This window comes from Maritalea mediterranea (assembly GCF_021568695.1).
Lineage (GTDB): Bacteria > Pseudomonadota > Alphaproteobacteria > Rhizobiales > Devosiaceae > Maritalea > Maritalea mediterranea.
Genome location: NZ_JAKGTI010000003.1, coordinates 395,125 through 413,669, shown reverse-complemented (window position 1 = coordinate 413,669; position 18,545 = coordinate 395,125). Strand labels below are relative to the sequence as shown.

The following is an 18,545-nucleotide window of genomic DNA, read 5'->3' as shown; positions in this document are numbered from 1 at the left end:
TCAGAGGGCATCTTGGATCAACTGAAACGGACAATACAGCTGAGTGAGGCTTGGCATGGGCGAAAAACCTTGTTTTTCTGAAAAAATCATCGGGGGCCACGTTGTTGACCCACAGACCATGAATGACGTGGCGGTTTTCAGGCGGTCGGAACGCCAGCGACTATACGAACAACGCAAATGCATCTCGCCTGATGCGCGAAACGAAGCGTCAATTGAACTGTCTTCAGCTTTGGATAAGGTCATAGGCGATGTGAGCGGCCTGAAGATCGCGGCGAACTGGCCCATCCGGGGTGAATTTGATTTACGCGATTGGATGAGAGATTGTCACGTAAAAGGCGCAAGCATCGCCCTGCCCGTGGTCAAACAAAAAAATGCCCCCGTCGAATTTCATGAATGGCAGCCTGAGACTAAAATGAAACTTGGTCACTGGCGAATACCGGTGCCTTATAATGAACACCCGATTTCGCCAGATGTCGTTGTCGTCCCCCTGCTTGGTTTTGACAAAGCAAAATATAGGCTGGGAAACGGTGGCGGATATTATGACCGGACGTTGGCACAAATGGATGATCGAACGAAAGTGATCGGTGTGGGCTACACCCAATCTGCCATGGATACAATCTTTCCTATGCCTTGGGATATCGCCATGGATGTGATTGTGCTCGATGATGGTCAGGTATTTTGATTTGATCGCCCGGTGCAGCCTGGTTGAGATCAAAGCTGAACAGGAAAAGGCAATCTTTGAGGACGAGCTTCGGCTTCATCCCTCACCCTGACAGCAGCCCGTTCCAAAGACCATTTTCCAAATCCATAAAGCTACATTTAGCTAAATGTGCAAATACGCAACGCATGCCCAATGCGATACCGGGATAATTATTTGGCCAGCTGTTTGAGCATCGCAGCTTGTTTCATTCAAGATCGAGCAGGCTGAACCGCACAAATCTGCTCATTTCACAAAAATAGGAGTGGCTGACGTTTGAACGGTCGGGATGCACCGCTCGTCATAGGGGTAGATCGAGCGCGCCGATCTGATTTTGGGGTGACCGGAGATCTGGGTAGCTGAACACTCAAATAATTAGCTAATCAGCTAATTGCAGCTTTAGCTATTTAGCTAAAAATACAATCGAAGTCCTAGGAAAAACCGTACATCGCCAAGGGGATGCGGGCATTGCTGGTCAGACCCTTGGCGCCAAAGCTCCTCTAATCAAGCGAATCCGGCCTTGCGCAAAAAATATAGTCCAAATTCTCACTTTTTTGCCCTTGAAACCCAACGTGTTTGATACAATGTGCCAATTCTTCGACAAACACGAGGTGCGCATGACGTTTGCCCAAGTTAAAATTCCGATGCGGCTCCAAGACGGCATTGATGGCTTTGGAAATCAGCTTACACCGTTGAGCTACACAAAGATAACACCTGAACAAAATGGGCTGGATCGGAATTTAAACGCCGGCAAATTCATCGTTAAACCGGAGATTGATTTCAAAGATTATAGACGCACCACGGTCATTGATTTCGTTGACATCGTGATCGCCCCTCAAAAGGGCTCAGTGAATTACAAATCCATCCGCAAAAAGCTAAAAGACCTACTGCAAATTAGCCCACATGTTATTGAGCTCCCGCGTTCATCTTCAGGGCAAAGGTATTTCAGGGTGCGCATTCAGGATCTGAAACGAAAGCGCTACGATCAGCTTAATGAACTGTTTCAAACAAATCTTCCCCTAAATGAGCCGCCACGCTTAGGTACACTCGAACTTTCAATCGATTTTCGGCCCAAAAAGGTCTCTGATCAATCTTTTGTAAAGATGCACAGTGTGCTGGCCCGTCATTTTGTGCCTTATGGCAAGCACCTCACCGGAAGCGATGAGCGCATGAGGATTTATGTGCCAGAAGGACTGCATTGCGAGCAGCTTGCACGATTAAACAGGGGTCAGGAGGATCCATCGAACACGCTTAAGCTGCAGCAGACGCAGCAGAATATAAAGGACGGATACGCCCAACCTTACGCTGAAGAGATCATTCCTTTCGGCTCCACTGTTTATTATGGTCGCGAAGACCCGGACTATTATGCATGGCGCATCATGCACAAAAGGCTCGACAATCAGAATTGGCGTGGAGATGAGACCGAGCGAGAAAAGAAAGAAAAAGAACTGGCCATCAATAAGCAGCGCACGCGCATTGAGGTGACTGTTGGCGAGCTGGGTTTGAAAGAATTGGGCCTCACGCATTTTCATTCATTGAAAGGCTTCAATTTTCAAACGGCTTTCTCAAAGCTATTCAAATTCCAAGTGCCCATGTTTGATGAGATCACACCTGGACCACGAGAGCGACTGAGAAAGCTTTTACAGATGAACACCTCGGTTCGGCGCTACATGCATCAGGGTGTGTTCAGGTTGACGCATTATCCGGCTGAGGTTGATTTGAGATCGCGTTCGTTTCCGCGCCATGTTCCTAAATTGAAGCCTGCGTGTGTTGAGACTGTGAGTTATAGGGAGCTGGATCGAGCAATCGCTATTAGCTTAAGGTCAATAAAGAAGGCCTTTAAATAGGTATGTAAGTACTTAGTTACAGTTATTAGAGACAACAAACAGCGCCAAAAGCCGCAAATTCCCAGTGACTGCGGTTTTTGAGCCAGACAAGCCGCCCAGGCCATTCGAAAAAAGTGACAAATTGGCCGATCTCAGAGTTAATCAGTCGGTCATTTTCGGCCGAACAAGTTAACTGACATTTCGATTGCTCGCCAAAACATTGGCAATCAGCATTGCCCCTTCTTTTACATGTAAAAAATTGCATGTGATGAATTATTCAATGGGTGCACCCCGCTCAAGATCACAAAAGGACAAGAGCGCAAACATCCACCGCCCCACATCAATCCGCCAAGGGCTTGCAACAATCTGGCACTTTTGCGACAATTTCAAATCATATTTATATATCAGTCGGATAAACTTAAAAACGCGGCTTTTAATTATGGCTTCAAATCATTGCATCGTCTATGTCCTCACCAATGAGGCAATGCCAGGCTTCATTAAAATCGGCACAACCAGAAAGCCAATTCTAAACCGCATGCAACAGTTGTTTTCCAGCGGGGTGCCAGTACCTTTTAAATGCCACTACGCAGCGGTCGTCGAACAGCATTTGAACGTGGAGCGCCGCATCCACCGCGTCTTAAGCGTACAAAGGGTCAACGACAACCGGGAGTTCTTTGAGCTGGTTCCAGAAGCCGCCGCCGATATCATCAGATTGGTCGAAATTGAAGATGTGACACCGCAAGCTGATTATGTCGAAACGGAAGACGACACAACCGCCATCAAAAAGCTTGAACAACGGGCCGCCCAGTTCAACTTTAAAATGGTCGGCATCCCCAAAGAAACTATATTGCGCTTTAAGCTGGATGACGAGATAACCTGCCAGGTGATAGATAATCGCAGGGTTCGTTTTCTGGATCAGGAGACGAGTCTGTCCGCCGCGGTGCTGGCAGCGCAAAAACAACGCGGCATCAATTGGAAATCGGCGCAAGGTGCGCAATACTGGACGCATAATGGGCAAACTCTGGTTGAGCTTCGCCAGCAAGCAGAAAATGAAGATTAATTCATTCAAAAAGGTACCTTGGGCATGATGAGCATCGTTGAGACTGAAAAAAGACTTTGGAAAGCGGCCGACCAATTGCGCGCGAATTCCGGTCTACGCCCGTCAGAATACTCCCGCCCGGTGCTCGGCCTTTTGTTCTTAAAGTTTGCCGACACACGCTTTGCCAAAGTGGAAAAGCGCCTCAAGCCCAAGCCTGGCTCGCGGATAAAACCCGGGCGTGACGAATTTATCGCCAAAGGCGCAATTTACCTGGCGCCACAATCACGCTTTGAATGGCTGACCCAATTGCCTGAAGATGCAGATCTGGGCAAAGAGCTGAACAATGCGATGGAGCAAATTGAGCGAGACAATACTGATCTTGCCGATGCGCTGCCAAAATCATTTGCGGACATTCCCAAAGAAACGCTGTTGGAGCTGCTTAGATTGTTGGAGCCCCTCGATTTGAGCGGCGACTCTTTCGGGCAAATCTATGAATATTTTATGGGTGAGTTTGCCCGTGCCACCATGGAAAAAGGGGGCGAATTTTATACCCCGGCTTCAATTGTACGCCTGATCGTTGAAATCATCGAGCCCTATGAAGGTCGCGTATATGACCCTGCCTGCGGCTCGGGCGGTATGTTTGCCCATTCAGCAGACTTTGTCGCACGCCATCAACGCGAACCGAACAAAGCCCTTTCAATTCATGGTATTGAAAAAACCCGCGAAACCATGCGGCTGATGAAAATGAACCTCGCTATGCATGGCTTGAGCGGGCAAGTGCGCGAGGCGAATTCCTATTATGAAGACCCCTATGACAGCGTTGGCAAATTTGACTTTGTGATGGCCAACCCGCCCTTCAATGTGGCGGAGATCGACAAAGCCAAACTCAAAAAGGATGTTGCTGGCAAAGAAGTGGTGGATGCGCGCTTTCCCTTTGGGCTGCCCAAAGCCGATAATGGCAACTATTTGTGGATCAGCCTCTTCTACGGCGCCCTAAATGACACAGGTCGCGCGGGCTTTGTCATGGCAAATTCTGCATCCGACGCGCGAGGGTCCGAGGCGGACATTCGGCAAAAACTTATTGAAACGGGCGTTGTCGATGTCATCATCGCGGTGGGCCCTAACATGTTCACCACCGTCACCTTGCCATGCACCTTGTGGTTTTACGATAAGGGCAAAATTGGCACCCCGCGTGAAGACGAAGTGCTGTTTATCGATGCACGCAATATGTTTCGGCAAGTCACCCGCGCCTGGCGCGATTTTGAGGACTGGCAGATCGAGGCCCTGGCCAACATTGTCCGCCTCTGGCGCCATGACGAACCTGAACTTATTTGGGGGGCGCAGGAGTGGTTGAAAGAGCGCTTTGATGCCGAGGATGGAAATCGCTTGACCTATCGCGACGTTGCTGGCCTCTGCCGCGCGGTCAAGCGCAAAGAGATCGAAACCCAAGGCTGGTCACTCAATCCCGGTCGCTATGTTGGCGTAGCGGAAAAAGAAGATGATGGCGTTGATTTTCATGCTCGCCTGACGGAATTACAAGCGGAACTGGAGGAGCTAAATACTGACGCGGCACGGCTGCAGGACGTGATCGCGAAAAATGTGCGCGAGGTGTTGCAGTGAATAACTGGCCACGATTGATGGTTGGCGAAGTTTGCGATTCGATCGTGGACTGTAAAAATCGCACTGCCCCCAAAGAAGACTTTGAGACGCCATATAAAATGATCCGTACCACGAATGTTCGTGACGGTTGGGTTGATACGACAAATGTCAATTACGTGAACCGAGAGACATACGAAAAGTGGACATCGCGCCAAATTCCGATACGCGATGATGTTTTGCTTACCAGAGAAGCTCCACTGGGCGAAGTAGGCAAAATCCGCACTGACGAAAATCTATTTCTTGGCCAAAGAATAGTTTCCTATCGTGCAGATAGAAAGAAGATCGATCCGGATTTCCTTTTGTATTCATTTCTATGTGATGACGTACAGGGGCAAATTCGCGCTTTCGGCTCTGGTTCTACAGTTGAGCATATGCGTGTTCCCGATGCCAAACTAATAAAGATAGCGGTTCCTCCCCTCCCAATCCAAAAGCGGATTGCCGGGATATTGTCAGCCTATGATGATCTAATCGCGGTGAATGAACGCCGCATTGCCATTCTTGAAGAAATGGCCCGCCGCGTGTTTGAGGAGTGGTTTATCGGTACATCGGATGAAATGGTCGCGTCCGTCGATTTGATCGAGTTTGATCCAAAAGAAAAACTAAACAAGGGGAAACCAATACGATTTGTGCCTATGAGCTCCATCAGCGAAACTCATATGACAATTGGTGCGGTCCAGCGCAGAGCTTCGTCATCCGGCGCAAAATTCAGAAACGGCGATACATTGTTTGCCAGAATTACGCCATGCACTGAAAATGGAAAGACGGGTCACGTAATGGGCTTTGAACACAATGAAGTCGTATGTGGCTCCACAGAATTCATTGTCATGAGGGCACGTAGCGTGCCTCCAGCGTTTGTATATTGCTTGGCTAGGCATTCCGCTTTCAGAAAGCACGCTATTCAGAGCATGGGCGGTAGCGACGGTCGCCAGCGCGTAAAACGTAACGCGTTGGAACAATTTACGTTGGCAAAGCCTGATCCGCTGCAACTCCGAAAATTTGACGAATTCGCGTCCCCTGCTTTTCAGCAAATCTTGCAATTGGCAAAGCAAAACACCAACCTCCGCGCCACCCGCGACTTACTGATCCCCCGTCTGGTCTCTGGCGAAATCGATGTGTCAGAAGCGCCCAAGCCCGTAGCGGCGGAGTAAAGTAATGAGCGAGCCAACAGACATCCTTTATGAGCAGCTCACGCCAGATTATGGCGACGGCTTCTCTGAGGATGCGTTGGTGCAAAAGCCGGCGGTCGAGCTCTTTGCCGATTTGGGCTGGACCACGCTCAACCTGCAACGCGAATTTGAAGATGACACGCTGATGCAGGGCCGCAGCCTGCATCGCGAAAAATCTGAAACACAAGGCTGGTACCCGCGCGAATGGTGGCTGCCTGGGCGGCAGCGCAGCGCGCTAACAAAGCTCAACCCTGAACTGACCCAGGATGCGCTAGATCACGCCTATCGCGCAATTACCCGACCACGCCTCGGCCTCGCACCCTATGCCGCCAACCGCGATGTAATGATGTTATTGCGCGACGGTATCCCCGTTCCCACGCGCAACGCCCGCGGTGAAAGTGAAACCAAAACCGCCCGCGTCATCGATTGGCGCAACATCGAAGAGAACGATTTTTTGCTCGCAGAGGAAGTTTGGTTTGGCTCTGAAACACATTCGCGCCGCGCGGACCTTGTTGGCTTTGTAAATGGCATACCACTGCTATTCATTGAGCTTAAGGGCATGAACGTCAATGTGCAGCATGCCCATTCCGGCAATCTGAAAGACTATAAAGATGCCATCCCACATGTGTTTAATGGCAATGGATTTGTGTTGCTATCAAACGGCACAGACACGCGCATTGGCGCCTTTGACGCGCCCTGGCGCCACTTCCGCCAATGGAAGCGTTTAAGCGAGGATGAACCGGGCCAGGTCTCCTTAGAACGCGCCATCCGCGCCGCCTGCACACCTGCGGCCCTGCTCGACATGGTGGAAAACTTCACAGTCTTTCAGGATGAGAAGAGCGGCCTTATCAAAAAGGTCGCGCAAAACCACCAGATGATCGGCGTCAACCGCGCAATCGCCAATCTGGAAAATCGCCAAGACAATGGTGGTAAAATTGGTGTTTTTTGGCACACCCAAGGATCTGGCAAGTCACTTTCCATGGTGTTTTTTGCCCGCAAAGCCTTGCGCAAAATGCGCGGCGGCCTTTCCTTTATTGTTGTGACCGATCGCACCGAACTCGACGACCAAATCGCCCAAACCTTCGCCGAATGCGGCCTACTGGAGAAACGCACAGAAAGCGTGCAGGCGCAAACGCGCAAACATTTGCGTGAGCTATTGGAAGGCAATGAACGATTTATGTTCACGCTGATCCAAAAATTTGCCAGCGACGACCAGTTAGAGCCACTAGGCGTGTTATCCGAGCGCGACGACATTGTGGTGATTGTTGACGAAGCCCACCGATCTCAATATGCGACTTTCGCCGCAAATATGCGTTCGGCACTGCCTAACGCCAATTTCATTGGCTTTACCGGCACACCACTTATGGCGGGTGAGCAGAAGACCCGTGAGGTCTTCGGTGACTACGTCTCAGTTTATGACTTTGCCCAGTCCGTCAAGGATGGCGCCACCGTTCCTCTTTATTACGAAAATCGCATACCCGAGCTTCAACTCAAGGTCGACGATCTGGATCAAAAATTGGGCGAACTGCTGGACGATGTAGACCTGGATGAAGAGCAGGAAAAAGCGTTGGAGCGCCGCATGGGCAGGCGCTATCACATACTGACGAGAGACGACCGCTTGGATAAAATCGCAGCTGACGTGGTCAAACACTTTCCGGCCCGAGGCTTCCGCGGAAAAGGCATGTTTGTCGCACTGGATAAAGCAACAGCGGTCAGAATGTATGAAAAGGTACAGCATCATTGGGCATTGGAAATCAAGCGCCTGGAGGCTCTAAAGGAGCCATCAGAAGGCGACCTCGACAAGCTCAAATTTATGCGCGAGACCGACATGGCTGTGATGGTGAGCCAAAGCCAGAATGAAATTGCTGATCTGGAAAAATACGACATCGATATCCGGCCCTATCGCAAACGCATTCTCGATGAAAACCTCGATGACCGTTTCAAAGCTGACGAAGATCCGCTCCGCCTGATATTTGTTTGTGCCATGTGGATTACCGGCTTTGACGTGCCTACCTGCTCCACCATTTACCTCGACAAACCCATGCGCAACCATACGCTTATGCAAACAATCGCAAGGGCAAACCGCACAGCCGAAGGCAAATCTGCCGGGCTGATCGTCGACTATGTTGGTATATTCCGTAAGCTTCAAGAAGCTCTGGAGGTATATGTTACCCCTGAAATCGGCGACAAGACACCCATTGAAGATATCGGGGAGCTGATTAATAACCTTACAAACGCTTTGGACGAAGCCGAGAAGTTCGCATCATCACATCACGCAGACTTGGCAGCAATCCAAAAAACCAGAGGCTTTGACCGACAAGCAGCGATCAACAAAGCGCGTGACGCACTCAATCTGAACGACGATGTGGCCAAAACGTTCTTGGCACATGAAAAACATGTTTGGGGACTGTTTACGTCGGCGTTGCCCGATCCGCGCGCACAGGCTGAACAAGCCCGCGTCATGGTCCTACGGTTTCTTTCCAAGTGCCTCAAGGCTGACCGAGGACAAGTCGACATTTCAGACATTGAGTTGGCCATCCAGTCAATGCTGGACGATGTAATTGAAAGCGTGCAAATCACAACTGCAATCAGGGAAAACGACGACGAAACAGGCCGTGTAGATCTAAGCAAGCTCGACATTAATAAATTGCGCACTGATAAAAAAGATGAAGCCGTGCAGACCAGGGCGCAAAAACTGCGCACAGCTGTTGGCGCACAAGTGGCTGCGATGGCATCGCGCAACCCCATCCGTTCAACTCTGGTCGCCAGGTTTGAAGCTTTGGTGGCAGAGTACAATACCGGGAATATGGAAGCCGAAGAGTTTGTAAATCGTCTGCTTGAGTTCTTAAGCACACTGGATGACGAAGAGCGCCGCCATGTGCGTGAAGGATTGGCAGAAGAAGAATTAGCGATATTCGATCTACTGACCAACCCGGGTCCGGAATTGAGTGATGATGAACGGGAACTGGTGAAGAAGGTTGCCAGTGATGTTCTTCACAAGGTTAAGTCCGAGGTGGAGGCGCTTGACTGGCAGCTCCGTGAAAAAGCACGGGCCGCGGTGCGCGCAAAAATCCGAGAAGCACTGGACTTACTTCCAGCTGCCTACGAAGAAACCATTTGGAATCGAAAAGTCGAGCGCACTTATGATTGGATCATGCAAAGCGCCGACAATATCGATATGCAATAATCACCGGTCCGGTATAAGGTTTGGTCAAAACTGCGCCACAAGAAAACATGGTCTCAGCACATCAAAAACGATGACCAAACAAACCACACAACCCATTGATTTCATTGAAAAATGGTAGCGGGAGAGGGACTTGAACCCCCGACACGCGGATTATGATTCCGCTGCTCTAACCAACTGAGCTACCCCGCCCCGAAAGACATATCTAGAAAGATAGAACAAAGCTGTTTCGCTTTGCTGCCGGGGATATAATGCGGGGCGAGCCTTCATGTCAAGCTGCAATCGGCCAAGAAATTTGACATTTCTCAACTTATTTCCCACCCTCCCGCGGCGCGGTATGTTTCTGGAGGCAAAAAAGCGGTGCAACGCATTGAACCATCTTTTTCCTGCCGCATTATAGTTTAACATAACGATAGATTTTGCCAGCAAACTGAGGCCAATATGAAGAAAGAATTTGTACTCGCAACTGTCGCAGCATTCAGCCTTTCGGCCTGCACGACAACAGGGTGGGACTCCAATGCCGTAAAAGGTGGTGCAGGCGGCGCGGCTGCCGGTGCTGTCGCCGGCCTGGTCTATGCGTCGGTCGCCAATAAGGACGCCCGCACAGCCGCGCTGGTTGGGGCAGGTCTGGGCGCCCTCACCGGTGCCAGCGTTGGCGCTTACATGGATCGTCAGGAAGCGGAATTGCGCGCCAGCCTCTCCGACAGCGGCGTCACCGTGACCCGCCAGGGCAACCAGATCATCCTGAATATGCCCGCCAACATCACCTTCCAGACAGACCAGTCTAACGTAGAACCGCAATTCTACAGCTCCCTAAATTCAGTGGCGGCTGTCTTGCAGAAATACCCAAAGACACTGGTTGATGTTTATGGCCACACCGATTCCACTGGCTCTGACCAATATAACCTGGAGCTGTCCAACCGGCGCGCCATGTCCGTGGCCAATTATGTGTCGGGCCGCGGTGTAGACCCACGTCGCATCTATGTGACCGGCTACGGCGAGTCTCGCCCAATTGCCTCAAACGCCACAGAGAGTGGCCGGGCGCAAAACCGCCGGGTGGAAATCCAAATCTCACCATTAACCTAGCGGGTGAGCCTAATCGATTGATCAACGCCCTGCACCCCGCGTGCGGGGCGTTTTTTGTTGCGATCAGGCACGCCAAAGTACTGCGCGGCCCATCAGACGCGCAGATGCGGATGTGAGGCGATCAAGCATCTCCTCTTTGCGCTAAAAAAATGAGACCCTGATCGCCCCACATTATGGATTTTTGCCAAAAACAGACCGTTTTCGGGGTGCTGACCCAATAGCCCCTGCTCTTGCCCAAAAGGCAAAAGCAACCTTCGGTGTCCGGTAAAACCGACATCTGTCTCCGCGCGCCCCGCGTCCGAAAGCACGACCCATCTCTTCTTTTAAAGGATATCCCTTCGCTCCCCCTGCCCGTCAGCAGGCCGCAAAGCTTCAAAGAAGATGAAGACATCATATCATGGGCGGAAAGACCGCTGATAAGAAAAAGTTATGTGGCTGATTTTATTGGATTTTGGCTAAAAAAGTGGGAAATATCCTCCGTTTTTCCCTTATATATGCGGTGCCAAACCACCCCCGCTGCATGGACCCCGGATCAAGTCCGGGGCGGCCCTGGTGGCGTGGTTGTCTCGGTCACCAGCATAAAGGAAGAAGAGAGACGAGCACATCGGACTCGGCCAACTTTTGGCCGGGCCGTTGTAGGCCGGGGCGCAGCATTGAATGGTCGTGGAACCAAGCAGAGTTCGCCGCTCCATTGGCTTCTGTTGGAGGTCAATAATCGACTGATTACTGCAAGTGACAGCTTTGAGCCCATACCTACCGAATGTTGCTCAATACCCGGATGGCTGTTCTCAATTGTCAACTGCTTGCCATACCGGCAATCATTGCGCCAAGCGCGACAAGATGGACAAGCATGAGCGCCTTATCATTCCATAGTGCGCCGACGGCGAACCACCCCACAACACCAATGAGAAACAGGTAGAGGTTCCAAGGCGTCCAGCCAAATCCTGTCGCGGTGTATCCCATGATCTGAACGGCGGATGCGCCCCACTTAACCGAAAAGACAAGGCGTTCGCGCGGTGATACGAGGGCCACGGTATCAGACTGCACGGGTTAACCCTCCGTCGATGCGCAGGTTTTGTCCTGTCATGTAACCACCATCTTCTGAGGCGAGCCACGCAATGAGAGAAGACACTTCCGAAGCGAAACCGTAACGTCCCATGGGTATACGCGCCTTGCGGTCCTCGGTTTCAGGCAAGCTGTCGATGAAGCCAGGAAGGACATTGTTCATGCGAATGTTCTCTGACGCATATTTGTCCGAAAAGAGCTTCGTGAATGCGGCAAGCCCGGCGCGGAAGATACCTGACGTTGGAAAAATTGGGTCGGGTTCGAACGCCGCAAACGTTGAGATGTTGATGATTGCCCCGCCGCCAAGCGCCTGCATCGTAGGTGTGACAAGCCGGGTTGGACGGATTACGTTCATAAGGTAGACTTCCATCCCTTGATGCCAATCGTCGTCGCTGATTTCGAGCACTGGTCCTTTTGGTCCATGGCCCGCAGAGTTTACCAAGACATCGATGCGGCCCCATCGATCTTTCGCACCCTCGACTAAAGCGTTAAGCGCTTCACCATCAAGGTTGGAACCAGTTACGCCAAAGCCGCCAAGTTTGTTGCCAAGTTCTTCGCCCTTGCCGGAGGAGGATAGGATACCAACTTTGAACCCATCTTCCGCCAATTTGCGAGCCGCATCCGCACCCATGCCGCTGCCGCCTGCTGTAATCAATGCCACTTTTTCTACTGTCATTTTTGGTATCCTTTCGAGTTTCGGCCAATTATATAGTGTGGGAAATGAATAAATTCGATTGAGAGATTATGTTACATGACAATAGAAATACTATCGCAGGATGACTGAACTCCCGCCACTTAACAGTTTGCGTGCTTTTGATGCAGCGGGCCGTCGCCTCAGTTTCCGCTCCGCTGCCGAAGAATTAGGTGTCACGCAAGGCGCCGTTGCGCAACAAGTGCGCCAACTCGAAGCACATCTCAATGTGGTCTTGTTTGAACGGGTGCCGAAGGGGCTGAGGTTCACATCGGCTGGACGCAGCTTCCATAACCGTATCACTGCGGTTTTCGCAGATATTCGATCTGCAACAGCTGAACTTAAACCAGAGCCGGACAAAGTCGTTATCAGCGTCACGCCAACCTTTGCTGCAAAATGGCTGATCCCCAACCTACCAGAGTTCACGGCAGTTTGCCCAAATATCGATTTGCGGATTATGGCCACGGAAAAAGTTTCTAGCTTCCATAGCGACGGAATAGACCTCGCAGTACGCCAAGGATCTCCGCCGTTTGGCGCATCTTTGGATGCAATGCTTTTGTTCAAACAGTCGCTAATCGCAGTGGCCGCGCCCAAGTTTGCGGATAAAGGCGATAATCTTCTTGATTCAGAAACTCTCGCTAACGAGCCGAAAATCCATGACACTCACGATCTATGGCCAAGCTATCTTGCACATTTGGGTGTGCAGGACCAGACTACTCGGCACCTTCATCTGAACCAAACGTCGCTTGCGGTCGATGCAGCCATCGCAGGGCAAGGTGTAGCCTTGGTAAGCCGTTTTCTGGTGACTCATGACCTTGAAGCCGGACGTTTAGTCGAGGTTGGCGCAGCCTGGGACGCGGATAAAAATGACTTCTATGTCCTCATGCCGCGAACTGCCAAAAACAATGAGTCGGTGGCTAACGTCGTGGCTTGGCTCATGTCACGCTCTGCTGATGATATCTGAGAACGTTGATTGAATGCGGTAATTTGGATCATTCTCTCCAACGGCAGCAAGGTCCGCAAAGCTGCCATTGCCACCCCCCATCCACTTAACCTCCCAGTAACCACACCACTAGATTTACACAACGCTTTACCCAAATTTCAGACCAGCGCTTCACCCTGAATGATCAGCAAATGAGGGGTTTGGGAAGGTTAGGTGACGGTGGAGATATCGGTGTTCTTATCGTCAGTGATTGGTTTGGCCATCGTGCTGGCAGCGCTTGGATGTGGTTATCTTGCTGGGCGCAAGTTCACACGCGCGGACCGGTGCAAGTCTGAGATCGAGCGCCTCACGCAGGCGCTGGAGCTGGCGAAGGACGAAAATGCGGTGATGAAAATGATCGCGCGTCATGCGAGTGATGGGCTGCTCATTCAAGATATCAACGCTTATATTGAATGGTCCAACCCCGCCTATTCCCGTGTGACAGGATATAGTGCCGAAGAATTGCGGGGACGAAAGCCCCAAGAGCTGCTGTTGCCGCCCGAAAATGCAATGTCTGCCGAAAGCATTGCAGCGTTCAAATATGACATAGATTCTGGCATTCTCGACTCGGTGGAGACCGTTCGCAATGTGCGCAAAAACGGCGAATATTTCTGGAACCAGTTGAGCTTTGCCGTGGTCGAATATGAAGGCTCACGCGATCCGAAAATTATCGTCATTGCCCGCGATGTCACCGAGCAGATTGAACGCGAGGAAAGTTTGAAGCGCGCCAAAGAGGAATCTCAGTTCAGGGCGGAACATGATGTGCTCACCGGCCTGCCCAACCGCATGAAACTTGACAATTTCCTCTCTGATGCCCTGCAAGAGGCAGGCGCCGAAAACGGCGAAGTGGGCATTTTGCATATCGATCTGGATCACTTTAAGGAAGTGAACGACGTGCTCGGGCACGCGGCAGGCGACGCCGTTTTGGTGCACGCCGCCAATGTTATGAACACCCACACACGAAGTCACGATCTGGTTTCCCGGTTTGGCGGCGATGAGTTTATCATTGTTTGTCCTGGCGTTTCAGGTTTTCCGGTTCTTGAAAAAATGGCCAAGCGGATGATCGCTGATCTGCGCAAGCCAATCCCGTGGGACGATAAAAAAATTGTCCTCGGGTCGAGTATCGGCATTGCCTTGTCCAATGAAGGCACGCGGGAGAAGGAAGAGCTGATCAAGCAGGCCGACGCCGCGCTTTACGAAGTGAAAAATAGCGGTCGAAACGACTTCCTCTCCTACACCGATAAGATCGGGGAAATCGTGTCGCGCCGCACCGAGCTTTCCGCCTCATTATCTGAGGCGATTGCCAGCAATCAGCTTGGGGTTGTTTTGCAGCCGCAATTCGACCTTTCCACCAGAACAGTCACCGGCTTTGAGGCGCTCATACGGTGGCATCACCCGCAAAGGGGTTTGCTTGCAGCAAATGAATTCCTAGGTGTTGCTGAAAAGAATGGCCGTCTGGTGGAGGTGGATGCGATCGCCCGAAAGGGAGCGCTTGATGCGCTGTGTACATTACATGACGCCGGTTTTCCGAATTTGCGCATGTCGATGAACGTTTCTGCCCAAATGCTGAACCGGCCCGAATATGTTGACGAATTGAAGTGGGAAGTTGAACAGCGCGGCCTCAACCCCAAAAATCTCGCCATCGAGGTGCTCGAAACGATCCTGATTGAAAACAACGACAATGCAACAACACGGTCAATAAACGCGCTGTATGAGGCTGGGTTTGCCGTTGAGCTGGACGACTTTGGCACCGGTTATTCCGGGCTGACCAACCTGGCGCGGCTGAAAATCCACGGTGTTAAGGTTGACCGCGCGCTGGTGCAGGAGACACCCCACGATCAAACCGCACAAGTGATTGTGAAATCTGTTGTCAATCTTTGCAAGGATCTGAATTTAAATGTCATTGCTGAAGGCGTTGAATATCTTGAACAGGCTGATTTCCTGCACCAGATCGGCGGCTCGGTTATTCAAGGCTATGGCGTGGCGCGTCCGATGTCGTTAAATAAAGCAGTCCGGTGGCTGCGGACCAATGATATGAACACTGTGCTGACCGCATCAAGTGATCTTTATTCTTCCGTGAGTTGAGGGAAAGGACCTGGCGCAGCAGCGCCGCTTGAGGCTCAACAACACACTGTCCTTTATCCCTCCCCCTGAGGGGAGAGATAATTCAGGTTTAAGCCGCGGCGCTGATGGCGCGGTCGATCCAGCCGCCGCCCAACACTTGGCTGTGCGCGCTGTCGTCAGCGTAAAAGACGCAGGCCTGGCCGGGGGACACACCATGTTCACCGGCCACCAGCTCCACTTCCACTTCGCCATTTTTAACGCTCAAGCGAGCGGGCTGTGGCGGACGGGTAGAGCGCACTTTGGCCTCGATGTTGATCGGCCCCATCTCCTCAATATCATCAAGGCTGATGCCACCAAGCCAATTGACCTGCTTCAGTTTTACCGAACGGGTGGCCAATGCTTCATAAGGCCCGACAATCACGCGCTTGGTTTCCGGCTCCAGCTTGACCACATAAAGCGGTTCGCCGGCAGAAATGCCCAAACCCCGGCGTTGGCCGATGGTGAAGTGAATAATGCCTTTGTGCTCGCCGAGTACGCGGCCATCCAGATGCACAATCTCGCCCGGGTCAATGGCTTCGGGGCGCAGCTTTTGGATGATCTGCGCATAATTGCCATTGGGCACAAAGCAAATATCCTGGCTGTCGCTCTTTTCGGCCACCACCAAGCCCATATCGCGGGCAATGTCGCGCACTTCATCCTTGGTCATGCCGCCCAGAGGAAAGCGCAGATAATCGAGTTGCTCTTGCGTGGTGGCGAACAAAAAGTAACTTTGGTCGCGGCTGTGATCGATCGGACGATAAAGCGAATATTGCCCATTGCTTTGCCGCGATTGAATATAATGGCCGGTGACCAGCACATCTGCATTCAATTCGCGCGAAGCTGCCAGCAAATCCTGAAATTTCACGGTCTGATTGCATTTGACGCACGGGATCGGCGTTTCGCCACGCAAATAGCTGTCGGCAAAATCATCAATCACGCTTTCGCGGAACTTGCTTTCATAATCGAAGACATAATGGGGAATGCCCAAAGAGGCCGCCACCCGGCGGGCGTCGTGAATGTCCTGCCCGGCACAGCACGCGCCCTTGCGGTGAATCGCTTCGCCATGATCGTAAAGTTGCAAGGTGATGCCAATGACATCATAACCTTCGCGCGCCATAAGCCCGGCCACAACCGAACTGTCCACGCCGCCCGACATGGCCACCACAACGCGGGTGTCCTTGACGGGTTTATCAATACCCAGAGAATTCATTTTTCCATCCTAATTGGGGTTAAGGGCCAACGGATAAGCATGGGCTTTTAGCAGCCAGCGCGACCATATTCAATCATTTTGATGCCGCCGCCCGGCAAGAAATGCCCAATGGGACGGCCAATTCTGCCGCCGGGCAACAAGTGAACAAGTCGCCCAACCATCTAATTTTATTTTTATTTAATAATTTCATAGACTTATCGAAACAAGTAAAACTGGCCCATTATTTGCATCCAGACCTACGGATATCTCTATTTAAAGTGGGTACGGTCGTGCAAATTGGTCAACAACAAACATCAATGATTGATTTTCTCGGTGGCAAAATGAGCGCTGAAGCCTCTATGGAAGGTGAAGGCAGCTCTGGCTTCGAAGCGATTTTGGGCGCGCTTATGGGCGGCGACAAAAGCAATTTACGTGCCGCTGTGAGCCTGCAGGGTGAGCTTGGTCCGTTAAACGCCAATGGCGAGTTGGCGCTGGACACCGCAAAGATCAAGGCGGCACTTGAAAAGCTGAAAGAGGCATTAGAACCCCTCGCGGCTGCTTTTGATGCCTTGCTGGTGCCCGACCCGCAGCAGATCAACAAAGCCCAGGAGGCCTTTGCCGAATTGGCCGCCACCATCAACAACCACCCCAAACGCTATGATGTCGCCAGCACGCTGCCCATGGGCATGTTTGCCGACCAGTTTGGCGCCCTGCGCCAGGCGGAAGGCGACAAGGGACCCGGCAATCTGATGCAATTGGGCAAACTCCTGTCACGGTTGGACACGTTGCTGGGCGATTTTACGCCCCAAATGCCGGGCCAGAAAACCAGCGCCGGCCCCCAAGCAGCTGCTGGAGAGCTGGCCCCACTCCTCGTGGATAGCGAGCAGCCTATGTCGCAAAGCGACAATGCCAAGCTTTCGCTCAACATTCAGCAAATGATGGAGCGGCTGGACAAATTGTCAGAAAAGCTACCCGAACCGGCCCAGGCCGCAATAGCGAAGCTGATCGATAAGAAGACCGATCAACTGGCAGGCCTAAATGGCAACGCAGGCGATGGTGAAGCGAATGGCGACCCCATGGCCAAATTGCTGACTGGTGGTGAGATTGCCGGGACCAAAAAGGCGCTGCAAAACGGGTCCAGCTCTAATCTGATCAACGCCGCGCTTGAAAGCGGTGGCGGCGAACAAAAGGCAGAGTTTGGCCAAAGCCTGAAGGCGGCGGCAGAAAACAAACTGATGGCGGATCAGCGCTATACCAACCAGCAGGCCGCGGCCAACTTCGCCCAGTCTGCCAAGCTGGCCAGTGAGCTGGACACCACCGAGACCGCCACCGACAAGATTTTGAATCTCCAGCGCAGCGAGCAGCAACAACAGACCCATATCCAGATTGATCGAGCGGCCCATCAACAAGCGCCACAAAAGCAGATCAATCTACCCGCCATGGCGTTTGAAGTTGTACGGCAGATCCGCAATGGCGCCCAACGGTTTGAAATTCGCCTTGATCCCCCTGAAATGGGCAAGATTGATGTGCAGCTCGAAATGGATGGCAAGAATGTAACGGCGCGTTTGACAGTGGAACGCGCCGAAACGCTCGACCTCTTGCAACGCGACCAGCGCGCCCTTGAACGGGCCTTGCAACAGGCTGGTCTGAACACCGATAAGGCCAATCTGCAATTCTCGCTGAAAGACCAGAACGACGGCCAGGGTCAACAGCCCGGTCAGCAAGAGGATGGTCAACTTGCCGGACTGAACAGCGACAATGACGCCGAAGGCGCCACAACGGCCAACATTAATGACAACCCATCTCTGGTGTTGCGCGGCACAGCGCGACCGGATGGATTAAACCTTTGGGTTTAGGA

13 protein-coding genes and 1 tRNA gene are annotated in these 18,545 nt (G+C 51.9%); 10 read left to right on the top strand and 4 right to left on the bottom strand.

Annotation, left to right across the window (positions count from 1 at the left end; all coding sequences use genetic code 11):
* Positions 1 to 55 precede the first annotated feature (55 nt).
* The 6 genes from L1I42_RS14880 (at position 56) to L1I42_RS14855 (ending at position 9,574) form a co-directional block, all read left to right on the top strand.
* Entirely contained in the window at positions 56 to 682 is a 627-nt protein-coding gene (locus tag L1I42_RS14880) for a 5-formyltetrahydrofolate cyclo-ligase (protein ID WP_236115483.1), read from the top strand.
* 632 nt (positions 683 to 1,314) lie between these two features.
* A complete protein-coding gene (locus L1I42_RS14875; RefSeq protein ID WP_236115481.1) occupies positions 1,315 to 2,544 on the top strand; it encodes a hypothetical protein in 1,230 nt (409 codons plus the stop codon).
* Between the two features lie 184 nt (positions 2,545 to 2,728).
* Positions 2,729 to 3,583, top strand: a complete 855-nt coding sequence (locus L1I42_RS14870; RefSeq protein WP_236115479.1) for a GIY-YIG nuclease family protein — start codon at positions 2,729 to 2,731, stop codon at positions 3,581 to 3,583.
* Positions 3,584 to 3,607: 24 nt separating this feature from the next.
* Entirely contained in the window at positions 3,608 to 5,182 is a 1,575-nt protein-coding gene (locus L1I42_RS14865) for a type I restriction-modification system subunit M (protein ID WP_236115478.1), read from the top strand.
* A complete protein-coding gene (locus tag L1I42_RS14860) occupies positions 5,179 to 6,369 on the top strand; it encodes a restriction endonuclease subunit S (protein WP_236115477.1) in 1,191 nt (396 codons plus the stop codon). The genes L1I42_RS14865 and L1I42_RS14860 overlap by 4 nt, the downstream gene beginning before the upstream one ends.
* 4 nt (positions 6,370 to 6,373) lie before the next feature.
* Positions 6,374 to 9,574, top strand: coding sequence for a type I restriction endonuclease subunit R (locus L1I42_RS14855; protein ID WP_236115475.1), 3,201 nt, complete (start codon positions 6,374 to 6,376; stop codon positions 9,572 to 9,574).
* A 112-nt stretch (positions 9,575 to 9,686) separates the two neighbouring features.
* On the opposite strand, the gene L1I42_RS14850 is transcribed toward L1I42_RS14855, so the two are convergent.
* A tRNA-Met gene (locus tag L1I42_RS14850) sits at positions 9,687 to 9,763 on the bottom strand.
* Positions 9,764 to 10,012: 249 nt separating this feature from the next.
* On the opposite strand from L1I42_RS14850, the gene L1I42_RS14845 reads away from it, so the two are divergent.
* Positions 10,013 to 10,657, top strand: coding sequence for a YiaD family glycine zipper/OmpA-like lipoprotein (locus L1I42_RS14845; protein WP_236115474.1), 645 nt, complete (start codon positions 10,013 to 10,015; stop codon positions 10,655 to 10,657).
* A gap of 795 nt (positions 10,658 to 11,452) precedes the next feature.
* On the opposite strand, the gene L1I42_RS14840 is transcribed toward L1I42_RS14845, so the two are convergent.
* Positions 11,453 to 11,704, bottom strand: a complete 252-nt coding sequence (locus L1I42_RS14840) for a DUF6552 family protein (RefSeq protein WP_236115472.1) — start codon at positions 11,702 to 11,704, stop codon at positions 11,453 to 11,455.
* Positions 11,694 to 12,398: an SDR family oxidoreductase gene (locus tag L1I42_RS14835; protein ID WP_236115471.1), complete on the bottom strand. Its 705-nt coding sequence runs from the start codon at positions 12,396 to 12,398 to the stop codon at positions 11,694 to 11,696. Before L1I42_RS14835 ends, L1I42_RS14840 begins: the two co-directional genes overlap by 11 nt.
* A 100-nt stretch (positions 12,399 to 12,498) precedes the next feature.
* On the opposite strand from L1I42_RS14835, the gene L1I42_RS14830 reads away from it, so the two are divergent.
* A complete protein-coding gene (locus tag L1I42_RS14830) occupies positions 12,499 to 13,377 on the top strand; it encodes a LysR substrate-binding domain-containing protein (protein ID WP_236115469.1) in 879 nt (292 codons plus the stop codon).
* Between the two features lie 192 nt (positions 13,378 to 13,569).
* Positions 13,570 to 15,480: a putative bifunctional diguanylate cyclase/phosphodiesterase gene (locus tag L1I42_RS14825; protein ID WP_236115468.1), complete on the top strand. Its 1,911-nt coding sequence runs from the start codon at positions 13,570 to 13,572 to the stop codon at positions 15,478 to 15,480.
* Between the two features lie 88 nt (positions 15,481 to 15,568).
* On the opposite strand, the gene mnmA is transcribed toward L1I42_RS14825, so the two are convergent.
* Positions 15,569 to 16,708, bottom strand: coding sequence for a tRNA 2-thiouridine(34) synthase MnmA (gene mnmA / locus L1I42_RS14820; protein WP_236115466.1), 1,140 nt, complete (start codon positions 16,706 to 16,708; stop codon positions 15,569 to 15,571).
* 296 nt (positions 16,709 to 17,004) lie between these two features.
* On the opposite strand from mnmA, the gene L1I42_RS14815 reads away from it, so the two are divergent.
* Positions 17,005 to 18,543 (top strand): flagellar hook-length control protein FliK, encoded by a 1,539-nt coding sequence (locus L1I42_RS14815; RefSeq protein WP_236115464.1) that lies wholly within the window; start codon positions 17,005 to 17,007, stop codon positions 18,541 to 18,543.
* The last annotated feature ends 2 nt before the right edge of the window (positions 18,544 to 18,545 follow it).